This window comes from Azorhizobium caulinodans ORS 571 (assembly GCF_000010525.1).
GTDB lineage: Bacteria > Pseudomonadota > Alphaproteobacteria > Rhizobiales > Xanthobacteraceae > Azorhizobium > Azorhizobium caulinodans.
The window spans coordinates 3,952,546-3,973,308 of the sequence record NC_009937.1 but is presented as its reverse complement, the minus strand read 5'-3'; the positions used below and the strand labels follow the sequence as shown (position 1 = coordinate 3,973,308).

General features: G+C 67.2%; 24 protein-coding genes. 8 read left to right on the top strand and 16 right to left on the bottom strand.

The genetic code is table 11. The features are described from left to right. Nucleotides 1-6: 6 nt before the first annotated feature. The 14 genes from AZC_RS17775 to nifH form a co-directional block, all read right to left on the bottom strand. Nucleotides 7-291 carry a formate dehydrogenase subunit delta gene (locus AZC_RS17775; RefSeq protein WP_081434033.1) on the bottom strand — a complete coding sequence of 95 codons (285 nt, stop codon included), beginning with the start codon at nucleotides 289-291 and terminating at the stop codon, nucleotides 7-9. Then, nucleotides 281-1,162 (bottom strand): formate dehydrogenase accessory sulfurtransferase FdhD, encoded by an 882-nt coding sequence (gene fdhD, locus AZC_RS17770; protein ID WP_012171978.1) that lies wholly within the window; start codon nucleotides 1,160-1,162, stop codon nucleotides 281-283. The genes AZC_RS17775 and fdhD overlap by 11 nt, the downstream gene beginning before the upstream one ends. Before the next feature lie 158 nt (nucleotides 1,163-1,320). Continuing rightward, nucleotides 1,321-4,158, bottom strand: coding sequence for a formate dehydrogenase subunit alpha (gene fdhF / locus AZC_RS17765; RefSeq protein ID WP_012171977.1), 2,838 nt, complete (start codon nucleotides 4,156-4,158; stop codon nucleotides 1,321-1,323). A 10-nt stretch (nucleotides 4,159-4,168) separates the two neighbouring features. Further along, nucleotides 4,169-5,728, bottom strand: coding sequence for a formate dehydrogenase beta subunit (locus tag AZC_RS17760; protein ID WP_012171976.1), 1,560 nt, complete (start codon nucleotides 5,726-5,728; stop codon nucleotides 4,169-4,171). Next, the gene (locus AZC_RS17755) at nucleotides 5,725-6,198 is read right to left on the bottom strand and encodes a formate dehydrogenase subunit gamma (RefSeq protein ID WP_043879541.1); all 474 of its coding nucleotides are present in this window, start codon (nucleotides 6,196-6,198) and stop codon (nucleotides 5,725-5,727) included. The genes AZC_RS17760 and AZC_RS17755 overlap by 4 nt, the downstream gene beginning before the upstream one ends. Nucleotides 6,199-6,782: 584 nt before the next feature. Then, entirely contained in the window at nucleotides 6,783-6,992 is a 210-nt protein-coding gene (locus tag AZC_RS17750) for a CCE_0567 family metalloprotein (RefSeq protein ID WP_012171974.1), read from the bottom strand. Nucleotides 6,993-7,018: 26 nt separating this feature from the next. After that, a complete protein-coding gene (locus AZC_RS17745) occupies nucleotides 7,019-7,312 on the bottom strand; it encodes a ferredoxin family protein (protein WP_012171973.1) in 294 nt (97 codons plus the stop codon). Nucleotides 7,313-7,418: 106 nt separating this feature from the next. Continuing rightward, on the bottom strand, nucleotides 7,419-8,726 hold the full coding sequence (locus AZC_RS17740; protein ID WP_012171972.1) for an FAD-dependent monooxygenase: 1,308 nt from the start codon (nucleotides 8,724-8,726) through the stop codon (nucleotides 7,419-7,421). An 11-nt stretch (nucleotides 8,727-8,737) separates the two neighbouring features. Further along, a complete protein-coding gene (locus tag AZC_RS17735; protein ID WP_012171971.1) occupies nucleotides 8,738-9,847 on the bottom strand; it encodes an electron transfer flavoprotein subunit alpha/FixB family protein in 1,110 nt (369 codons plus the stop codon). 22 nt (nucleotides 9,848-9,869) lie between these two features. Next, nucleotides 9,870-10,715, bottom strand: a complete 846-nt coding sequence (locus tag AZC_RS17730) for an electron transfer flavoprotein subunit beta/FixA family protein (protein WP_012171970.1) — start codon at nucleotides 10,713-10,715, stop codon at nucleotides 9,870-9,872. 284 nt (nucleotides 10,716-10,999) lie between these two features. After that, entirely contained in the window at nucleotides 11,000-11,329 is a 330-nt protein-coding gene (gene nifW / locus AZC_RS17725; protein WP_012171969.1) for a nitrogenase stabilizing/protective protein NifW, read from the bottom strand. Between the two features lie 205 nt (nucleotides 11,330-11,534). Further along, nucleotides 11,535-12,032 carry a Fur family transcriptional regulator Irr gene (gene irr / locus AZC_RS17720; protein WP_274532292.1) on the bottom strand — a complete coding sequence of 166 codons (498 nt, stop codon included), beginning with the start codon at nucleotides 12,030-12,032 and terminating at the stop codon, nucleotides 11,535-11,537. 24 nt (nucleotides 12,033-12,056) lie between these two features. After that, nucleotides 12,057-12,773, bottom strand: coding sequence for a nitrogen fixation protein NifQ (locus AZC_RS17715; protein ID WP_012171967.1), 717 nt, complete (start codon nucleotides 12,771-12,773; stop codon nucleotides 12,057-12,059). A gap of 204 nt (nucleotides 12,774-12,977) precedes the next feature. Next, nucleotides 12,978-13,868 (bottom strand): nitrogenase iron protein, encoded by an 891-nt coding sequence (gene nifH, locus AZC_RS17710; RefSeq protein ID WP_012171966.1) that lies wholly within the window; start codon nucleotides 13,866-13,868, stop codon nucleotides 12,978-12,980. Between the two features lie 431 nt (nucleotides 13,869-14,299). Here nifH and AZC_RS17705 point away from each other — a divergent pair, with 431 nt between their 5' ends. From AZC_RS17705 to AZC_RS17690, 4 genes are read left to right on the top strand one after another with little or no spacing between them, the layout of a single operon-like run. Further along, nucleotides 14,300-14,734, top strand: coding sequence for a response regulator (locus tag AZC_RS17705; protein WP_012171965.1), 435 nt, complete (start codon nucleotides 14,300-14,302; stop codon nucleotides 14,732-14,734). An 8-nt stretch (nucleotides 14,735-14,742) separates the two neighbouring features. Next, nucleotides 14,743-15,171: a nitrogenase-associated protein gene (locus tag AZC_RS17700; RefSeq protein WP_012171964.1), complete on the top strand. Its 429-nt coding sequence runs from the start codon at nucleotides 14,743-14,745 to the stop codon at nucleotides 15,169-15,171. Beyond that, entirely contained in the window at nucleotides 15,168-16,829 is a 1,662-nt protein-coding gene (locus AZC_RS17695; protein WP_012171963.1) for a SagB/ThcOx family dehydrogenase, read from the top strand. The genes AZC_RS17700 and AZC_RS17695 overlap by 4 nt, the downstream gene beginning before the upstream one ends. Further along, complete coding sequence (locus AZC_RS17690) at nucleotides 16,826-17,605, top strand: ankyrin repeat domain-containing protein (RefSeq protein WP_012171962.1); 780 nt, start codon at nucleotides 16,826-16,828, stop codon at nucleotides 17,603-17,605. Before AZC_RS17695 ends, AZC_RS17690 begins: the two co-directional genes overlap by 4 nt. A 21-nt stretch (nucleotides 17,606-17,626) precedes the next feature. Here the strand turns inward: AZC_RS17690 and grxD are convergent, their stop codons facing one another. Then, on the bottom strand, nucleotides 17,627-17,956 hold the full coding sequence (gene grxD, locus AZC_RS17685) for a Grx4 family monothiol glutaredoxin (protein WP_012171961.1): 330 nt from the start codon (nucleotides 17,954-17,956) through the stop codon (nucleotides 17,627-17,629). Between the two features lie 33 nt (nucleotides 17,957-17,989). Further along, nucleotides 17,990-18,223, bottom strand: coding sequence for a BolA/IbaG family iron-sulfur metabolism protein (locus tag AZC_RS17680; protein ID WP_012171960.1), 234 nt, complete (start codon nucleotides 18,221-18,223; stop codon nucleotides 17,990-17,992). A gap of 217 nt (nucleotides 18,224-18,440) precedes the next feature. Between AZC_RS17680 and AZC_RS17675 the strand changes: the two genes are divergently transcribed. From AZC_RS17675 to AZC_RS17660, 4 genes are all read left to right on the top strand, one after another. Continuing rightward, complete coding sequence (locus AZC_RS17675; RefSeq protein WP_012171959.1) at nucleotides 18,441-18,920, top strand: hypothetical protein; 480 nt, start codon at nucleotides 18,441-18,443, stop codon at nucleotides 18,918-18,920. Between the two features lie 149 nt (nucleotides 18,921-19,069). Continuing rightward, the gene (locus AZC_RS17670; RefSeq protein WP_012171958.1) at nucleotides 19,070-19,474 is read left to right on the top strand and encodes an iron-sulfur cluster assembly protein; all 405 of its coding nucleotides are present in this window, start codon (nucleotides 19,070-19,072) and stop codon (nucleotides 19,472-19,474) included. 105 nt (nucleotides 19,475-19,579) lie between these two features. Then, nucleotides 19,580-20,350: a dienelactone hydrolase family protein gene (locus AZC_RS17665; protein WP_043879540.1), complete on the top strand. Its 771-nt coding sequence runs from the start codon at nucleotides 19,580-19,582 to the stop codon at nucleotides 20,348-20,350. Nucleotides 20,351-20,370: 20 nt separating this feature from the next. Beyond that, nucleotides 20,371-20,700, top strand: coding sequence for a hypothetical protein (locus AZC_RS17660; RefSeq protein WP_012171956.1), 330 nt, complete (start codon nucleotides 20,371-20,373; stop codon nucleotides 20,698-20,700). Nucleotides 20,701-20,763 lie beyond the last annotated feature (63 nt).

Sequence of the window (20,763 nt, the reverse complement as noted above, 5' to 3'; positions counted from 1 at the left end):
CGAAACTCAGTTGTGTGACGACGCGGGAAGGCCCTCCAGCGCCTCGCGGGCGATGGGCAGGAGGCTGGGGTGCTCGGCCAGAAGGTGGGGCACCCGGCCGCGCATGCGCGGATCCCAGAACTTGCGGATGTGCTGGCGGGTGCCGTCCACCGCCTCCGCATGGGGCTGGGTGGAGAAGAAGGTGGCGATCTGGTTCGCCATATAGACGAGGCGCTCGTCCGAGCTCTTGTGCGTGCCCTCGTGGGCGTGGCCGCCGTGGCTGTGCTCGTGGTGGTGCTGGCTATGCGACATGGGCTTGCCGTTGGTTCGTCCCGAGGCTGATCCGCCGGGGATGGGTGAAGAGTTCAAAGCCATCGCTGCGCACGATGGCGGCCAGGGTGATGCCCGCGCGCTCCGCTGTGCGGATGGCAAGCGAGGTGGGGGCCGAGACGGCGGCGATGACCGGCACACCCAGGACGGCGGCCTTCTGCACCATCTCGATCGAGACGCGGCTGGTCAGCAGCAGCACGCCGGAGGCGGGGTTCGCCTCGGGCAGGCGCGCCACCTTGCCCACCAGCTTGTCGAGGGCATTGTGCCGGCCCACGTCCTCCGCCACCGCCAGAAGGCCGGTGCCGGGCTGGTAGAAACCGGCGGCATGCACCGCCCGCGTCTCGTGATTGAGCGTCTGGGCGGGACCCAGCGCCGCCATGGCCTCCAGAAGCGCGCTGGCCTCGATGACGAGATCCCCCGCCACCTGCGCGGCCGGCTTCACCGCTTCCGCGAGGCTCTCAACGCCGCACAGGCCACAGCCGGTGGGGCCGGCGAGATAGCGGCGGCGGGCGCCCAGAAGCGCCATGCGCTCCTCGGCGATCCACATGCGGGCCTCGATGCCATCCTCCACCGCGATCACGTCGAGGGAGAGGATGTCGGCGGACGAGCGGATGATGCCTTCGGTGAGCGAGAAGCCGAGCGCAAACGCCTCGATGTCGATGGGCGAGGCCATCATCACCGCATGCGTGGTGCCGTTATAGGTGAGCGCCACCGGCGTTTCCTCCGGCACCGTGCGCTCGCCCTGCGCGACCTCCCCCTCGCGCCAGACCGCGCGGGCCACCTGCCGGACGGGCTCCGGAATGTCCGGAATCTCCGGCAGGTCGTCAGGGGAGAGGGAAGGGGCCTTGGTCATGATGCCATCCGCGAAACGGGGTCTGTCTCACAGATTGGACCGAAGGCTTCCGACTGCAAGCACTCTGCCCGTGACCCGGCCCGGCCGCCACCACGCCCGCTCCCGCTGGACAGGGAGAGGGCGTGGCGACGCGCGGGTGGCCGGGTGTCACGCACAGCTCACTCCGCAGCCTCGGCGATGCGACGGCTGTTGCGGGAGAGCTTCTCATACTCTTCCTGCCACTGCGTCGGACCGTTGGAGGGCGACACCTGGACCGCCGTCACCTTGTACTCGGGGCAGTTGGTCGCCCAGTCCGAGAAGTCGGTGGTGATGACGTTGGCCTGGGTGATCGGATGGTGGAAGGTCGTGTAGACAACGCCCGTGGGCATGCGGTCGCTGATCACGGCCTTGAGCGAGGTGGAGCCGGCGCGGCTTTCGAGGCGGACGAAATCGCCGTCGCGGATGCCGCGGTTCTCCGCATCGTGCGGGTGGATTTCCAGCACGTCCTCGGGATGCCAGGCCACGTTCGCGGTGCGCCGGGTCTGGGCGCCCACATTGTACTGGCTGAGGATGCGGCCGGTGGTGAGCAGCAGCGGGAAGCGCGGGCCGGTGCGCTCGTCGGTCGCCACATACTCGGTGAGCATGAACTTGCCTTTGCCGCGCACGAAGCCGCCGATGTGCATAACCGGCGTGCCTTCCGGCGCCTTCTCGTTGCAGGGCCACTGCACCGAGCCGAGCTCGTCCAGCTTCTTGTAGGAGACGCCGGTGAAGGTGGGCGTCAGCCGGGCGATCTCGTCCATGATCTCGCTCGGGTGCTGGTAGTCCATCTCATAGCCCAGCGCCTTGGAGAGCATCATGGTGACTTCCCAGTCGGCATAGCCGTTCTTGGGAGCCATCACCTTGCGCACCCGCTGGATGCGGCGCTCGGCGTTGGTGAATGTGCCGTCCTTCTCCAGGAAGGAGCAGCCGGGCAGGAAGACGTGGGCGTAGTTGGCCGTCTCGTTCAGGAACAGGTCCTGCACCACGAGGCATTCCAGCGCGCCGAGGCCGGCGGAGACATGACGGGTGTCGGGGTCGGACTGTAGAATGTCCTCGCCCTGCACGTACATGCCCTTGAAGGTGCCATCCACGGCGGCGTCGAACATGTTGGGAATGCGCAGGCCGGGCTCGTCGTCCAGCTTCACGCCCCAGTCGCGCTCGAACAGCACGCGGGTGTCATCCTCGGCCACGTGGCGATAGCCGGGCAGTTCGTGCGGGAACGAGCCCATGTCGCACGAGCCCTGCACGTTGTTCTGGCCGCGCAGCGGGTTCACGCCCACGCCGTTCCGGCCGATGTTGCCGGTGGCCATGGCGAGGTTGGCGATGGCGATGACGGTGGTGGAGCCCTGCGAATGCTCGGTGACGCCGAGACCGTAATAGATGGCCGCGTTGCCGCCGGTGGCATAGAGACGGGCCGCGCCGCGCACCAGCGCCGGATCGACGCCGGTGTACTGCTGCACAGCCTCGGGGCTGTGGCGCTCTTCGGCGACGAACTCGGCCCACTCCTGGAATTCCTCCCAGTCGCAGTAAGTACGCACGAAGTCCTCGTTCACGAGGCCCTCGGTGACAATCACATGGGCGAGCGCGGTGACGATGGCGACGTTGGTGCCGGGGCGCAGCGGCAGGTGGTAGTCGGCTTCCACGTGGGGCGTGCGCACGAGGTCGATCTTGCGCGGATCGACGATGATGAGCTTCGCCCCTTCGCGCAGGCGCTTCTTCATGCGCGAGCCGAACACCGGGTGCCCGTCGGTCGGGTTGGCGCCGATCACCAGGATGACGTCGCTGTCCTCGACCGAATCGAAGTCCTGCGTGCCCGCCGAAGTGCCGTAGGTCTGGGAGAGGCCATAGCCGGTGGGCGAGTGGCAGACGCGGGCGCAGGTATCGACATTGTTGTTGCCGAAGGCGCCGCGGATCAGCTTCTGGACGAGGTAGGTTTCCTCGTTGGTGCAGCGCGAGGAGGTGATGCCACCCACCGCGCGGCGGCCATACTTGGCCTGGATGCGCTTGAACTCGGAGGCGGCGTAGGCGATCGCCTCCTCATAGCTCACTTCCTTCCACGGCTCGTGGATGGAGGAGCGGATCATGGGCTTCAGGATTCGGTCCTTGTGGGTCGCATAGCCATAAGCGAACCGGCCCTTCACGCAGGAGTGGCCACGGTTGGCCTTGCCGTCCTTGTAGGGGACCATGCGCACGAGCTCGTCGCCGCGCATCTCCGCCTTGAAGGTGCAGCCGACGCCGCAATAGGCGCAGGTGGTCACCAGCGAGTGCTCGGGCGTGCCGATCTCGTACATGGCCTTTTCGTTGAGGGTCGCCGTCGGGCAGGCCTGCACGCAGGCGCCGCAGGAGACGCACTCGGACGACAGGAAGGGCTCGTCCATGCCCGGCGAGACGCGCGAGCCGAAGCCACGCCCGGAAATGGTGAGGGCGAAGGTGCCCTGCACTTCCTCACAGGCGCGGACGCAGCGATTGCAGACGATGCACTTCGACTGCTCGTAGGTGAAATAGGGGTTGGACTCGTCCTTGCCGAGCTTGGTGTGGTTCTCGCCCTCGTAGCCGTAGCGCACTTCGCGCAGGCCAACGACGCCGGCCATGTCCTGAAGCTCGCAGTCGCCATTGGCGGAGCAGGTCAGGCAGTCCAGCGGGTGGTCGGAGATGTAGAGCTCCATCACGCCCTTGCGGATCTGCTTCAGGCGCTCGGTCTGGGTCTTCACCACGATGCCGTCCGCCACCGGCGTGGTGCAGGAGGCGGGCGTGCCGTTGCGGCCCTCGATCTCCACCAGGCAGAGCCGGCAGGAGCCGAAGGCGTCGAGCATGTCGGTGGCGCAGAGCTTGGGGATCTGGTTCCCCACCTCCATGGCCGCCCGCATGATGGAGGTGCCTTCCGGCACCTGCACCTTCATGCCGTCGATGGTGAGCGTGACCAGCTTCTCGGATTTGGAGGCCGGGGTGCCGTAGTCGATTTCATGCACGAGGGACATGGCGTTCCTCCTATTCGGCGGCCGCGGGCAGCTTCGGCGTGGCGCCGAAGTCTTCCGGGAAATGGGTGAGGGCACTGAGCACGGGATAGGGCGTGAAGCCGCCGAGCGCGCAGAGCGAACCGAGCTTCATGGTCTGGCAAAGGTCGGTAAGGACGGCGAGGTTCGCCTCCCGCCGGTTGCCGGCGATGATCTTGTCCAGCGTCTCCACGCCGCGCGTGGAGCCGATGCGGCAGGGGGTGCACTTGCCGCAGCTCTCGTGGGAGCAGAACTCCATGGCGAAGCGGGCCATGTGGGCCATGTCCACCGTGTCGTCGAACACCACGATGCCGCCATGGCCGATGAGCGCGTCCTTGGCCGCGAAGGCCTCGTAATCGAACGGCGTGTCGAACTGGTGCACCGGCAGATAGGCGCCGAGCGGGCCGCCTGCCTGCACCGCGCGCACTGGGCGACCGGAGGCGGTGCCCCCGCCGATGTCATAGACGAGCTCGCCGAGCGGAATGCCGAAGGCGGTCTCGAAGATGCCGCCGAACTTGATGTTACCGGCAAGCTGGATGGGCATGGTGCCGCGCGACCGGCCCATGCCGAAGTCGCGGTAGAAGGCGCCGCCCTTCTCCAGGATCACCGGCACGGTGGCGAGCGAGATCAGGTTGTTGATGACGGTGGGCTTGCCGAACAGGCCCTTGTGCGCCGGCAGCGGGGGCTTGGCGCGGACCACGCCGCGCTTGCCTTCCAGGCTGTCGAGCAGCGCCGTTTCCTCGCCGCACACATAGGCGCCCGCGCCCATGCGCATTTCGAGGTCGAAGTCATACTGCGAGCCGGCGACATTCTTGCCCAGCAGGCCGGCGGTGCGGGCGATGGCGATCGCCTTCTCCATCACCTGCAGCGAAAGCGGATATTCCGAGCGGCAGTAGACGAAGCCCTTGGTGGCGCCCACCGCGAGGCCGGCGATGGTCATGCCCTCGATGAGGCAGAAGGGGTCCGCCTCCATGATGAGACGGTCGGCGAAGGTGCCGCTGTCGCCTTCGTCCGCATTGCAGACGATGTAGCGCTGGTCGGCGGGGGCGGCGGCCACCGTGCGCCACTTGATGCCTGTCGGGAAGCCGGCGCCGCCACGGCCGCGCAGGCCGCTCTCGAACACCTGTTCGACGGTGGCCGAGGGGCCGATCTCGATGGCCTTGGCAAGGCCCTTGTAGCCGCCGTGGGCCTTGTACTCTTCCAGCGACAGCGGGTCGATGATGCCGCAGCGCGCGAAGGTGAGTCGGGTCTGCTTCTTGAGGAAGGGGATTTCCTCCACGAGGCCGACGCTCAGCGGATGGTCCGCGCCGTGGACGAGGCCGGCGGCCAGCAGGCTCTCCACGTCAGACGGCTTCACCGGGCCGTAGCCGACACGGCCCTTCGGTGTCTCCACCTCGACGAGGGGCTCCAGCCAGAACAGGCCGCGCGAGCCGTTGCGCACGATGTTGGCGACGATGCCACGGGCGGCCAGCCCCGCCTCGATGGCGCGGGCCACCTTGTCGGCGCCGCAGGCGATGGCGGTGGCGTCGTTGGGAACGAAGATGCGCACGCTCATTGTCCGGCCTCCGCCACGAGTTCGTCGATGGTGGCTTCGTCGAGCCGACCGACGAGGCGGCCGTCGATCATGGCCGAGGGGGCGCAGGCGCACAGGCCGAGGCAGTAGATGGGCTCCAGCGTCACCTTTCCGTCCGGCGAGGTCTCGCCCATCTCGATGCCGAGGCGCTCTTCCGCATAGCGGGCGAGCTTTTCCGAGCCCATGGACTGGCAGGCTTCGGCCGCGCAGAGCTTGATGACATGGCGGCCCGGCGGCTCGCGCCGGAAGTCATGGTAGAAGGTGACGACGCCATAGACCTCGGCGCGGGAGAGGTTCAGGCTCTCCGCGATCATGGGCACGACAGGGTCGGGGACGAAGCCGAAGGTCTCCTGCACCGCGTGGAGGATGGGCATGGTGGCGCCATCCATGTGCCGGTGCTCGGCGATGATCTCCGCTGCGCGCGAGGCGCTCCATGGTTCGTAGCCGGCCATCGGCAATGCCCTTCCCCGTCCCGCCTGAAGCGGTTTCCTTGTGATCGTTCCAATGAATGTGTCACAGGGGCAGGGCGGATCAAGCCAGCTGTGGGATGTTGCGATAGAACATCTCTATCGTTTGGAACTGCGACAAAAGGTGCGAGTCCCTTATATATGAGGACTTTCGCGACGCCTTGTGTGCGGTATGCCAAGGACACAAACCCTTAGGCGATGCTCTCTGATCGGATTTCTCTATCCGACTCCAAAGCGCGGCCGCCGCTGGAACGGGCGTTGTGTGCGGTGCAGCAGTGCGATTGCGAGAACGCAGCGTGACAGCCGTCTTCACAATGGAAAAATTTGCGTGAGGTCAGTTCCTTCGGAGCGGTCGGCGTGTCGCGCGAGCGATTCCTCGACGGTGATCTGGAACGGGGACGGGGGCCGGAGAGCCGAGGATGTCCGGTCCAGGCCGCCGTCGGGTGCCAAAACGCAAACCGGCGGCCCGATCGGGACCGCCGGTCGCTTTTCCGTCCCTGGGCATGGGAGGGGGCGCAGCTTGTCGCGCCACTTGTCAGGGCAGGCAGGGCCGGCCCGGCGTGCCGGCATCAGGCCGCGGCACCGGCTTCCAGTTCCTTGAGCTTCTTGCGGGCGTCTTCCAGCGTCTTGAAGGTGTTGTAGGTCTCCTGCGCCACCTCGAGGATGCTCTGCCAATTGGTGGGCAGGTCCTCGGAGAGGTCGTGCAGGTTCATCTTGGCATTCACCGACTTGGCAGAGAGCTTCTTGATCTCGGCCTTGAGGGTCTCGATGTCGGACATGTGGCGTCTCCTTATGATGCGGCCGGTCAGCCGAACTTGAACAGCACGCCGAAGCCGCCGCGCGGATAGGTCCATTCTATGTCGCCCGAGGGCTCGGCGATGACGCGGCAGGTGCCGCATTCCACGCAGCCGTCCACGGTGACTTCCACCTGCCCGGCTTCATTGAGTTCGTAGCAGCGGGCCGGGCACAGCTTGAGCATGCTCAGCAGGGCCGGCGGCGGCTCGGTGTGCGGCCGCACCTTGATGTGGGCCCGGCCGGAATCGACCAGGTAGCGATTGTAGAAGAGCTTGTCCTCGACACGGACCGATGCGTCAGCCATGGGTCATCTCCTTGTCTCGCCCGGCCTCAGGCCGGTGGCGGAACGCCCGCTGCGGGGGCAGCGGACCGGGAACGCATGTCACTCGAAACCTTTCGACCGGGCGGGCTCACCGCCACGCGCGGGCGAAGCGGAAGGCATCGCCGAACAGGCCGAACCAGGAGCGGGCCTCCACGAAGGCACGCAGCGTCCGCTTCTCCTTCTCGACCTTGGGCGTGCCATCCACCCGCACGAAGTTCTGCATGGCCTTGGAGACCAGCTGCGGATAGGTGAGGAAGAAGTTCTGCGAATTGATGTGAAGCAGGGCCGGAAGGTCCTTGTACTTCTTCATGTCCTTCAGGACGAAGCTCTCTTCCAGCATGGTCTTGTAGAGCGAGAGGTTCTTCGCGCTCATGGGCTCGCGGCGGGATTTCACCTGGAAGATGGCTTCCGCCGCGATCCGGCCCGAGGTCATGGCGAGGTTCGACCCCTCGCGATGGACGGCATTGTTGAGCTGGGCGGCATCGCCCACCACCACCCAGCCGTCGCCGAAGAGCTGGGGAATGGCCTTGAATCCACCCTCGGGAATGAGGTGCGCGGCATATTCCTTCACTTCCGACCCCTCGATGAGCGGCGCGACGGAGGGGTGGCTCTTGAAGCGCTCCAGCAGGCCATAGGGCGTCTCGCCGGTCTTCTGGAAATCGGAGACGAGGCAGCCGATGCCCAGCGAGATGCATTCCTTGTTGGCATAGATGAAGCCCATGCCCGTCATGCCGCGGGAGATGGTGCCGGCGGCCTCGATGACCACCCCCTCGTCGCCCTGGAGGTTGAAGCGGGCTTCGATGGTCTCGCGGGGCAGGAAATGCATCTCCTTCACCGCCAGCGCCACATGCTCGGGCTTCGGCCGTTCGCGCAGGTGCGCCTTGGTGCCGAGCAGGCCGTTCACGCCTTCCGCCAGCACCACCACATCCGCATGGATCTGGCCACCGGAGCGATCGGTCTTGACCCCGATCACCTTGCCATAGGCATCCTGCACCAGTTCCGTCACCGTGGTCTCGCACAGCACCGTGGCGCCGGCCTCCTTCACCTTGGAGGAGAACCACTTGTCGAACTGGGCGCGGATGATGGTGTAGCGGTTCGGCTTCTCCTCGTTGAAGTCCTCCGAGCGATAGTGGAGGCCCACATGGGAGCGGTCGTCCAGCATCCAGAAGCGCTGTTCCACGAGATGGCGCTCCAGCGGCGCGTCCTCGCGGAAATCGGGGACCAGCTTCTCCAGCATGTCCGCATAGAGAATGGCGCCCTGCACATTCTTGGAGCCGGAATATTCGCCCCGCTCCAGTTGCAGCACCTTCAGGCCGCGCCGGGCGAGGGTGAGCGTGGCGGCGTTGCCCGCCATGCCCGCGCCGACGACGATGGCGTCGAACTTCTCATCAATCATGGCACGCTCCTTCAGCTGGCGATCCGGTCGCGCGAATGGGGGGAGAGGCGGGCGCGGAAGGCTTCGGTCAGCGCCGGCAGCAGCCGGATCGCATCGGTGACAATGCCCACATGGGCGAAATCGAAGATGGGGGCGTTCTTGTCGGTGTTGATGGCGACGATCATGTCCGCGCCCTCGACGCCCACACGGTGCTGGATGGCGCCCGAAATGCCGGCGGCGATATAGAGCTTGGGCCGGATCGTCTTGCCCGTCTGGCCGATCTGCCGGTCAGACGTGACCCAGCCCTTCTGCACCAGCGGGCGGGAGCAGCCATATTCCGCCCCCAGCACGCCGGCGAGCTGGCGCACGAGCTGGAAATTCTCCGGCGAGCCGAGGCCGAGGCCGCCCGCCACCACCACGTCCGCATAGGCGAGGTTGGACTTGGCGGAATCGCGATCCGGCAGGAAGGACAGGATCTTGGTGACGATATCGTCCTCCACCATCCCCAGCGGGTGGGTGATGATGCGGCCGATGGGCTTTTCCTCGCGTTCAGGCATGGGCATCACGCGCGGACGCACCGTCGCCATCTGCGGCCGGTAGTTTAGCGTGTAGATGGTGCAAAGCAGGGAGCCACCGAAGGTGGGGCGGGTGGCGGCGAGCGAGCCGTCCGCATCCACGTCGAGCTCCGTGCAGTCAGCGGTGAGGCCGGTGAGCAGCGTGGTGGCGACCGAGCCGGCAAGGTCACGGCCGAGCGTGGTCGCACCCAGCAGCAGGATCTCTGGCTTGTAAGTGTTCACAACATCGGTGAGGGCCTTGGTATAGGCCTCGTTGCGATAGTCGGTGAGCAGGGGATCGGCCACCACATAAGTGAGGTCGGCGCCATAGCTGAAGGCTTCGGCGGCGGCGTGCTGCGTCGCCTCGTCGTCCGGCCCCAGCACGATGGCCGCCAGCTCCACCTTGAGCTTGTCGGCGAGCTTGCGGCCGGCGCCCATCAGCTCCCACGAGACCGGATGGACCTGTCCGCGTTCCTGCTCGATGAACACCCAGACGTGCTTATAGGCCTTGAAGTGCTCGGGCAGTTCCTTCTTCGTCGCGGCGCGACTTCCGGCGGACGCGGCGGGTGCTTTGGTGGGTTCGCTCATGACGTGCTCCCTCGTCTGTCCGTCAGTAGCCGCGCGCCAGGGCCGCGAGGTCGTCCTCGAGCTTGGGCTGGCGCTTGAAGATTTCCGCGATCAGGGCGTCCGCCGGCGCGGTTTCGCTGAAGTCCACCATCGTCGCCTTCTCCGCGCGGGCGGAGGGCGCAAACACGCGCTTCACGATGGTGGGCGAACCGCGCAGGCCGCATTTGGAGATGTCCTCGACGCCGGCGTCCTTGGCGCTCCAGATCACGACCTCGGCGCGGGCGGCGCGCAGCGCATCGGCCATGGCGCCGCGGCGGATCTCGTTGGTGGCCTCCAGCATGGTGATGAGGCAGGGCAGGCGGGTCTGAAGGACCTGCACGCCGCCCTCGGACCGCCGCTCCACCTGGATGCTGCGGCCCGCAAGATCGACATTGGCGATCTTCGCCACATAGGTGAGCTGGAGCAGGCCGAGCCGCTTGGCGATGCCGGGGCCGACCTGCGCCGTGTCACCGTCGATGGTCTGTTTGCCGGTGAACACGATGTCCGGCGCGCCGAAGGTCTCGCCGATCTTCCGCACGGCGGTGGCCAGCGCATAGGTGGTGGCGAGCGTGTCGGAGCCGGCGAAGAAGCGGTCCGTGAGCAGCACGGCCCGGTCGGCGCCGAAGGTGAGTGCCTTGCGCAGGCTGTCCTCGGCCGAGGGCGGGCCCATGGTGAGGACCGTGACCTCGCCGCCATGCTGGTCGCGCAGCGCGAGCGCGGCCTCCAGCGCGAAGAGGTCGTAAGGGTTGATGATCGTGGGCACACCCTGACGCATGATGGTGTTCGTCACGGGGTGCACGCGGATCTGCGCGGAGTCAGGAACCTGCTTGATGCAGACGACGATGTGCATTGCGTTCGCTCCCGGAACGGTTGGGCTCTTGGGGAGGAATGAGCAAGTGTCGTACCAACTGTCTTTCAGCCCGAAAACGCGCATGAAATCAAAGGGCTGTCTGGCATGCCACAATGCGCTTTCCGCCCCGGCTCCGCCGGCCGACAGGAACGTCCGCCACCCGCGTCGGGAATGCGACAGGCGCGTCTTGCCCGTGGCCCCTCACCACCCGCCCGCGCCCTGAAACGCGAAGGGCGGCCTGCCGGGTGCAGGCCGCCCTTGAAGGACGCGGGAGGGGGGGAACGTCACTTGAGAACGGTGAGCGATACCATCGGCTTGGGCTTCGGCGGCTGGGCGGCCTCCTTCAGCACCTTGAACACCCGCTCCTGCAAGGGCGAGGAGGCGAGGAAGTCCGCATAGGCCTGTTCCAGCACCTCTTTGCACCGGGCGCGGATGGCGTCATCCGCCTGGCCTTCGAAATTCTCGCTGACCAGATACTGGCCCATGCGCCGCAGGATATGCAGGCGCACCACATTCACCACTTGGGGATCGTAATCGACCTCGAGCAGCGCGAAGAAGTCTTCCGCGCTGGATGCCTTGTTGAGCTGATCGAGGATGCCGCCGGCGGTCGCCATGCTCCGTCTCCTGAAAGTCTGGTGCGTAATCGGATGAGGTGAACTCATCCGGTCGCTTTGGCGGGCGAACCCGTTGCCCCGATGTCGGGGCACGGATGAGGTCCAAGCAATGCCCGTGCCAGTACTGGCGATGGCCAGTCCGCGGGAGGCGGGCCGCGCTGCTACGCGGATGCGGGTGCCCCGAAGGCGACAGGCGGAGCGTCCCTCAGCGGCCCGTGCGACGCAGGCGGACGACGATATCGACGCCGCTCACCTCGTTCTCGTCCGGAATGACGGGCAGCTGCGCGACGTTCACCGCGCTGGCGTCGATGTCATAGAGGCCGAGCTCGCCCTCGATGAAGAAGTGATGGTGGTGGCTGGTGTTGGTGTCGAAGAAGGTGATGCTGGAACTGATGCCGATCCGCCGCAGCAGGCCGGCTTCCGTGAAATGGTTCAGCGTGTTGTAGACGGTGGCGAGCGACATGGGGATACGGGCGCGCATCGCCTCGTCATGCAGCACCGCCGCCGTCACATGCCGGTGGCCCTTGGCGAACAGGAGGCGGGCGAGCACCACCCGCTGGCGGGTGGGCCTGAGGCCGTGGCGGCGGAGCATGGCGCTGGCGTCCAGCCACGGCGCATCATCCTTCTTCAGCCGGCGCCAGACCAGGCGGAGCTGCTGCTCCATGTTGAGGTCGGCCTGTTCGGGAGAGACGGGAGCGTGCATGGCATCCATCCGTGTCTGTGTCGGTCAGGAAGCGGGGGCGGCGAGGGCGATGCTGCGCCGGCGTTCCGCCATGCGGCTCTCCCCGCTCTCGTCGCCGAAGCAGAGGGTAAAATCGCCGCATTCGGTACAAACGGGCGTTGCGCACATGACGAAGCCGTCGTCCTCGCACAGGCTTCGGTAGAAGAAGCGCTTCCAGCGCATGTTGCGGGTGTTGCGGCCGGCGAGCGGCGCGAAATGCCGGTTCATGAGACGCGTCAGCTCATCGCGCGCGCGCAGGCCCAGATCCTCCCACAGATGGTTCGGCTCCATGGCCCGGCGCGCCAGCATGGCGGCGAGCCAGCCGCCCACTTGCGGATCGGCCGAACGCTGGGCGAGGAGCAGATCACGCACCATGGCGCTCTCCTCATCGAGGGGCGATGCGTGGGCCTGCCAGCTGGCACCGAGATCGCCCACGGCGGGGAAGAAGCGGTGCAACAGGTCGGAAATCTCGTGCGCCGCAAGACCGCAGCGGCTGGCGACGGGCCCGCCTTCCGAAGCCGAGACTGCCAGGATGGCCGCCAGGACATGCCGGTCGAAGGCTGCCGTATCGCCAACGAGGGCATGGGCGGGCGCGCAGCCGATGAGGCGGCGATAGATCGCGCCGGCCGACGGAAGCGGCGAAGCCTGCCCGGCGCAGGCGGCATCCGCCCCGCCCGGGAAGGGCGTGGAAGCCAGTGGCAGAGACAGGGCCATGCTGGTCATGGGCGTGTACTCCCGGCTTCAGGACACGGTGAGAGGCATGCCCTGCGGCAGGCCCTGAGGGGGCCGCGCGATCGGCTGGGCCGTGTGCTGCCATGGCCGGTCGCGCGGATCGTCGGTCAGAATGAAGGGTCTCAATCAAACGTCTTGGGATGAAAGGCTCGGGCATGAACGGATGTCCCCGGCCGGCGGCCGGGGACGGGGGCGTCACGCGGAGAGCGCGGCGAGTTCGGCGGCGGTCTTGCCGACCTGGGTCTCGTCCACCGTCTTCATGATGCCGTGCTCCATGAGCATGTCCTCGAGCTCGTCCATGGTGATGGGGGTCGGGATGATGCCCTTGCCGCCATTGTTGTGGACGCGCTCAGCGAGGTTGCGATAGTGGTTCGCCTGAACGCTGTCGGGCGCATACTCGATCACCGTCATGCGGCGCAGCTCGGCGTGCTGCACGATGTTGTCGCGCGGCACGAAATAGATGAGCTGGGTGCCGAGCTTCTTGGCGAGGTTCTCGGCCAGTTCCAGCTCCTTGTCCGTCTGGCGCTCGTTGCAGACGAGCCCGCCCAGGCGCACGCCGCCGGAATTGGCGTACTTGAGAATGCCCTTGGAGATGTTGTTGGCCGCATACATGGCCATCATCTCGCCGGACATGACGATGTAGATTTCCTGCGCCTTGTTCTCGCGGATGGGCATGGCGAAGCCGCCGCACACCACGTCGCCGAGCACGTCGTAGGAGACGTAGTCGATGTCCTCATAGGCGCCGTTCTCCTCCAGGAAATTGATGGAGGTGATGACGCCGCGCCCCGCGCAGCCGACGCCCGGCTCCGGGCCGCCGGATTCCACGCAGCGGATGTCGCGGTAGCCGATCTTCATGACCTCTTCGAGCTCGAGGTCTTCGACGCTGCCGGCGGCGGCGGCCAGCGACAGGATGGTGTCCTGCGCCTTGGCGTGCAGGATGAGGCGGGTTGAGTCGGCCTTGGGGTCGCAGCCGACGATGAGGATGCGATGGCCCATCTCCGCCAGCGCCGCCAGCGTGTTCTGGGACGTCGTCGACTTGCCGATGCCCCCCTTGCCGTAAAATGCGATCTGTCTCAGTGACGACATGTCTTGAATTCCTTCGAACCGTTGCCAATGACCACCCCGCCGGGGCTGGGGCGCTCGCGCTCACAAACAGGCTCGTCGGTTACGGGAAGGAGCACATCGCTCGTCGTCGCGTCTGCGTGTACTCAGCCCTCACTCGCCGTGCAGGATGAATATCAGCAACGACCGTGCCATCCGCCTGCGTCTTCATATCCCCATGGAAATACAACGGAAAAATGCGCGGGTGACGGGTGGGGACGGCATGTCTCGAACCTGACAGAACGCCGCAGGCTGTTGGAAAGGAAACACGTCTTCCGCTCGGGTTGCGGCAGGGACCGGCGGGCCGAAGCAAGGGATCATCATCGCCCACCTCCGCGTCCGGAACACGGAACGGATTTTGCACAGGTTCACGCGAGGGCCACGGAACGGCGGGGCCCGCATCGAGCGAGGCTGCCATGCAGATTGGTGTCGAAACCGCGAAGGCCGTGGACCAGCGGCGCGTCTTTGTCGTGGACGAGGACGAGATCACCCGCGCGGCGCTGCAGTTCATGCTGCACGACGAGATCGAGACCCATGAGCTGGCCACCCTCGAGGAGGCCTATGAGAAAGGAGAGGGCTGGCTGAAGCCCGACGTGGTGATGCTGGGCGTCTCCTTCCTCGCCGCGCGTGGACCGGGCCTCGTGTCCGAGATCAACGCCCGCTTTCCCGGCGTGCGCATTCTCATTGTCTGCGACAAGGCGCAGGAAGCGACGGCCGTGGAGGGACTGAAGGCCGGTGCCCATGGCGCGGTGGTGAAGCCTTTGACGCTGGAGGCGGTGCGCAAGAAGGTGGACACCATTCTCGGACGCGGCGGGGCGCAGCCGCTGGTCCAGCTCGGCATGATGGCGTAGGTGCCGCTGTGGCGCGCGTGATCTTCTATGAGAAGCCGGGCTGCGGCACCAATGGGCGGCAGAAGCGTCTGCTGGAGCAGGCGGGCCATGAGGTGGTGGCCCGCAGCCTTCTCTCCGAGCCTTGGACGGGTGAGCGCCTCGCGGCCTTCTTCGGCGACATGCCGGTGCCGGCACGCTTCAATCCGGCGGCGCCGGGCATCAAGTCGGGCGGGGTCGATCCGCGCGCGTTCAGCGCCGAACAGGCGCTGGCCCTGATGCTGGAGGAGCCGCTCTTCATTCGCCGGCCGCTGCTGGAGGTGGAGGGCGTGCGCTGTGCGGGCTTCGAGGGGCCGCTTGTCGCGCGTCTTCTGGGACCGGCATCCGGGGATGCGCCGCAGGGTTGCTCACGGCCGGAGGTCGGCGCCTGCCCCACGCCCGCCGAAGCCGTCGCGCCATGACGGCCTCCCCCGGCGCGGGCAGCCGGCCGGTCCCCGAAGCGACGGACCCGGGCGCTGTGGCGCGCGGCTATCATCTGCGCACCAAGCACAGGCTCGGCCACTACGCGGCGGGACCGGAGACGCTGGACTGGGATGCCCAGCCCAATCCCTTTCGCGAGTTCTCCGGCTGCCCGAAGCTGGCGCTGCCGGTGATGGCGGAGGACCTCGCGGTCCGTTTCGACGAGATGCTCACACCCGGCGGGGTGCCGCCCGCGCCGCCGACGCTTGGCTCGGTGGCGCTGCTGCTGGAGCTGTCCTTCGGGCTTGCCGCCTGGAAGGAGACGGGACCCGACCGCTGGGCGGTGCGCTGCAATCCCTCCAGCGGCAATCTCCACCCGACGGAAGCCTATGTGCTGGCGCGCAACATCGCCGGCCTCGAGGATGGCCTGCATCATTATGTGAGCCGCGACCATGCGCTGGAGCACCGGGCGGCCGATCCCGGGGCCCCGGACGAGCCGGCGCGGCTCTGGGTCGGCCTGTCCTCCATCCATTGGCGCGAGGCGTGGAAATATGGCGAGCGCGCCTTCCGCTATTGCCAGCTCGATCTCGGCCACGCACTGGGCGCATTGCGTTATGCGGCGGCGGCGCTGGGCTGGCGGGTGCATCTTCTCACCGCGCTTCCCTCCGCGGCGGTGGCGGCGCGGCTCGGCCTTGACCGCGCGCCCGACTTTGCCGGGGCCGAGGCAGAGGAGGCGGACGTCCTCGTCGCCATCGACATGGGTGTGGCCGGCTTCGAAGCGATGATCCCGAATGCGCCAGCCGGCCCGTGGGCAGGGCGCGCGAACTGCCTCGACCGCCACCCCATGTATCGCTGGCCGGTCATCGATGTGGTGAGCGCGGCGACCCGCGCCTCCGGCGGCGTGCTCGATGCGCTCCCGGCGCCGTCGGATCTGCCCGCGCCTCTGGCTTCGGGAACGGCCCCGGCGTCGCAGGTGCTGCTCGGCCGGCGCAGCGCGCAGCGCTTCGAGGCCGGTTTCGTCATGCCGGCGGCGGACTTCTTCGCTCTTGCGGATGCGCTTCTGCCGCGATGCGCGGCCCCCTTCGACATGTGGCCCCATGCACCGCAGGTGCATCCCGTCTTCTTCGTCCATCGCGTTCAGGGGCTGGCGACCGGCCTCTATGCCCTGCCGCGCCGGGCGGACGCGGAAGGCCCGCTGCGCCGGATGCTGCGCGCGGATTTCGCCTGGGACGACGTTCCGGGCGCGCCAGCGCATCTGCCCCTTCGGCGCCTGGTCGAGGCAGACGCTCGCGGCGTGATGCGCACCATCTGCTGCCATCAAGCCATTGCCGGCGATAGCTGCGTGGCCCTGAGCTTCGTCGCCGATTTCGCGCTGGAGTTGGAGGTGGACCCGTGGCGCTACCGCGCGCTGCACTGGGAGGCCGGGCTTCTCGGTCATGTGCTCTATCTGGAAGCCGAGCGGGCGGGCCTGCGCGGCACCGGTATCGGCTGCTTCTTCGACGATGCCCTGCACGAGCTTCTCGGGCTTGAGGGCGAGCGTTTCCAGAGCCTCTATCAGTTCACCGTCGGCCGGCCGCTCCATGACGGGCGCATCCTGTCGCTGCCCGCCTATCCCGGCCGCCGCCCGCCTCCCGCCCCTGCACAGGAGCCGCTCGCATGACCTTCCGCGTTCCCTTCCGCCGCATCCATCCCGGCGAGGCGGAGGTGCTTCTCCGGCGGGACGATCTCCTCGTCTTCGACACCCGCGATGCGTGCTCCTACGAGGCGGGTCACATGCCGGGCGCCCGGCGGCTTTCGCAGGCCAATCTCTCGGAGATCATCCTGGCGACACCGCGGCACCATCCCGTGCTGATCTATTGCTATCACGGCAATGCCAGCCAGGAATATGCGCAGACCTTCGCCGATTTCGGCTTCCAGGACGTCTCCAGCCTCGATGACGGCTATGAGGGCTGGCGCACACGCGGCGCCACCCATGCCATGCCCGACATCGATGCGGATCTCGCTGCCTGGCTCGTCGCCCACGGCTTTCCGGCCGATGACGTGGATGCGGTGATCGACAACGGCACCACGCCGCTCATGAAGGCGGCCCACACGGGCGACACGGAGGCGCTGTGCCAGCTCATCGCGGCGGGCGCGCATCTCGATCTGCGCAATGCCGATGGCAACACGGCGCTGTGGCTCGCCTGCGTCGGCCGGCATCTGGACGCCATCGACATGCTGGTGGCTGCCGGCATCGACATCGACAACCAGAATGACAACGGCGCGACCGCCCTGATGTATGCGTCTTCGGCCGGCCTCGGTCCGGTGGTGGGCCGTCTCCTCGCGCGGGGCGCAGATGCGGAGCTCGAAACGCTGGACGGCTTCACGGCGCTGGATCTTGCGGGCACGGTAGAATGCCTGGCGCTCCTGCGCCCCGCACGACAGGCGGCGGGCTGAGGCCCGCCGCGCACGTCGGTATCAGGCGGCCCTGGGGGCGATGCCCTTCTCACTGAACAGGGCCTGAAGCTCGCCCTTCTGCGCCATCTCGCGGACGATGTCGCAGCCGCCGATGAATTCGCCCTTCACGAACACCTGCGGAATGGTCGGCCAGTTGGTGAATTCCTTGATGCCCTCGCGGACAAAGGGATCCTCCAGCACATCGAGCGTCGCATAGGGCACGCCGAGGGTGTTGAGAATCTGCACCACGGCGCCGGAGAAGCCGCAGCGCGGCATGGCGGGCGTGCCCTTCATGAACACCATGATGTCGTTCTCGGAAATCAGGCCGTTGATGCGATCGGACGTGGACATGTCTTGCGTCTCCGGTGGGGAAGGGTGAGGGCCTCAGGCGGGAACGATGGTTTCGAGCGCCAGCGCGTGCAGGGCACCGCCCATCTCCCCTTTCAGCGCGTCGTAGACCATCTTGTGCTGCTGCACGCGGCTCTTGCCGCGGAACTGCTCGGAGGTGATCCGGGCGGCGTAATGGTCGCCGTCGCCCGCGAGATCCACGATCACCACCTGTCCGTCGGGGAACGCTTCCTTGATGAGGCGCTCAATTTCCGATCCGACCATTGCCATCAGACTTGCTCCCGGTCTCTCTCGCCCGGTCCTTGCAAGCTTCAAACCAGTTGTCCTGCGGGGCCGGAATGCGTGGCGCGACATTGGCTCCGCGTTGCCGGCGCCTGTCGCATGTCGCACATGCGACAGGGGTTCTGGTTGGTGCCGGACATCCCGCTGGCGCCTCGGGCGTGATGGGCGCGTCCACGTCCGGCCTCCAATTTGCATCGGCTGCGGCATGATCGAGATGTTTCCGGAAGCCGAACTCATCAATTTCGGTGACGTGCCGGTGGCCATCAATGCCTTGCTCCAGCAGGGCGTGGCCGCCTATCGCCATGACCATGCCAAGGCGGATGCGCTGTTCCGCCGGGCGCTCGCGGAGGCCCCCGGCGAACTGCCGGTCTATTTTTGCCTCTACAAGATCCACACCTATCAGGGCCATCTGTCGGAGGCCGAGGCGGCAGCGCAGAGCGGTCTGCGCGAGGCAGCGCGGCAGGCCGGCTGGGACGAAGACTGGCGGGCCTGGCAGCCGCGCGACGAGGCGCCGGACGGGCCGGGCCGCTTTGCCCTATACACGCTGAAGGCTCTGGCCTTTATCCATCTGCGGCAGAACCGGGTGGAAGAGGCCGAGCGCAAGCTCGCGGCCCTGCGCCAGCTCGATCCGGCAGGCGTCGTGGGCTGGCGCGTCATCGAGGCGCTCGCGGAAGGACTTTCCTGAGCCCGGCGGGCGCGCGCCAAGGTCTTCTCTTTCCATCTCCTTCCCGGTTGGCGCCGGGCTTGCATAACGTGTCTTCAGATACGCGCACGCTCATCACCGCCGCGTGATGGGCCGGTGGGCGCGGAGCAGCCGAGAGGAGGCGGGCGCCGATGACCATGAGCGACGATTTCATGACCGACGAGCCTATGATGCCGGGCACCGAGACCGAGGACCTCTCTTCCGAGACGGCAACCGCCGTGGACTGGGACGAGGAGGCCATCACCGCCGAGATCATCGAGGCCCTGCGCACGGTGCATGATCCGGAAATCCCGGTGAACATCTATGATCTCGGCCTCGTCTACCGCATCCAGCTGCTGCCCACGGTGGGCGCCGAGATCGACATGACGCTGACCGCGCCGGGCTGTCCCGTGGCCGGGGAACTGGTCTCCATGGTGCAGCGCGCGGTGCTGACGGTGCGCCAGATCGATGTCGCCAAGGTCAATCTGGTGTTCGATCCGCCGTGGGACACCAACCGCATGACCGACGACGTGAAGCTGGAGCTGGGTCTTCTCTGATCCGGAGGCCATCTGGCACCCTCGATGCATCGGGGAGGGCAGGGACCGCGACAACCCCGGATCGCCCTGCCGCCCGCAGGGCCGCGTGTCCCGCGCGAGGATGTCATGTTCCAGCTCACCGCCGCCGACGGCCACGGGCTCTCTGCCTATCGGGCCGAGCCCAAGGACGACGCCAGGGGCGCCGTCGTGCTCATTCACGACATGTTCGGCATCACCGATGACATGTGCGCCGCCGCCGATGACTTTGCCGCACGGGGCTATCTTGCCATCGTGCCGGCCCTGTTCGACCGCGCGGCGCCCGGCACTGTGCTCGCCTATGACGAGGAGGGCTTCGCCAGGGGCGTGACCTTGGTGGAGGAAGTGGGGCGCGAGCCCGCCCTCAACGATATTCAGGCGGCCGTGGACGCGGCGCGGGAGGCCGGTAAGGTCGCGGTCGTGGGCTATTCCTGGGGCGGGTTTCTCGCCTATGAGGCGGCGAACCAGCTGCGGGGTCTCGCCTGCGCCATCGCCTATTATCCTCTTGGTGTCGTCGGGGCCGGTGCAGAGAAGCGGCGCGTGCCGACGCTGATCCATTTCGGCGCCACCGATCCGCTGGTGCCGGTGGATCAGGCGCAGCGCTTCCGCGACCAGCGTCCGGATGTGAGCGCCTTCACCTATGAGGGTGCGACCCATGGCTTTGCCAGCGCCGGCCGGGCCACCTACCACGCCGCCGCCACCTGCGAGGCCCAGGCGCGCACGCTGTTCTGGATCGGCCAGTTCGTCGAGGGGCAGGCGCCCGTGCAGTTGAAGAATGCCGGCGCCTATGCCCAGGCCAAGACGGAAAAGAAGAAGGCGAAGGCGCCGGCCGGGGATGATCTTGGCCCGCCGCTCGACTGACCCGGCCGGGGGAGAACGGGATGCGTGAAGGTGAAACGTCCGCGGCGGCCACGGCCTGGGCCGCGCGCCGGCTGCGGACGCAGCTTGGCCTTGAGGCTCTGCATGAAGAGAATGTGCGCGCCAACCCGCTGCCCTATCTGGAGCGGGCCAGCGAGCACATCTACCAGTTGGAGCGGGCCTTATTCGAGGCCATGGCGGCCGCCTTCGCGCCTCAGGAGGGCATGAGCGAGGTGGGGCCGCCGGAGGCGGGCAGCATCACCCTCAGCGCGGCGGATCATGCCCGCCTCATCGCCTGCCGGGACCGGGTGGCGCGGGCCTTGAGCGAGGTCGTCGCGCAGCGCGGCGGATAGGCCGAAGATCCGGTTGGAACGGGGCTGTTCCCGCGTCGCAATGGCTCCATCGCGACAGGCCCT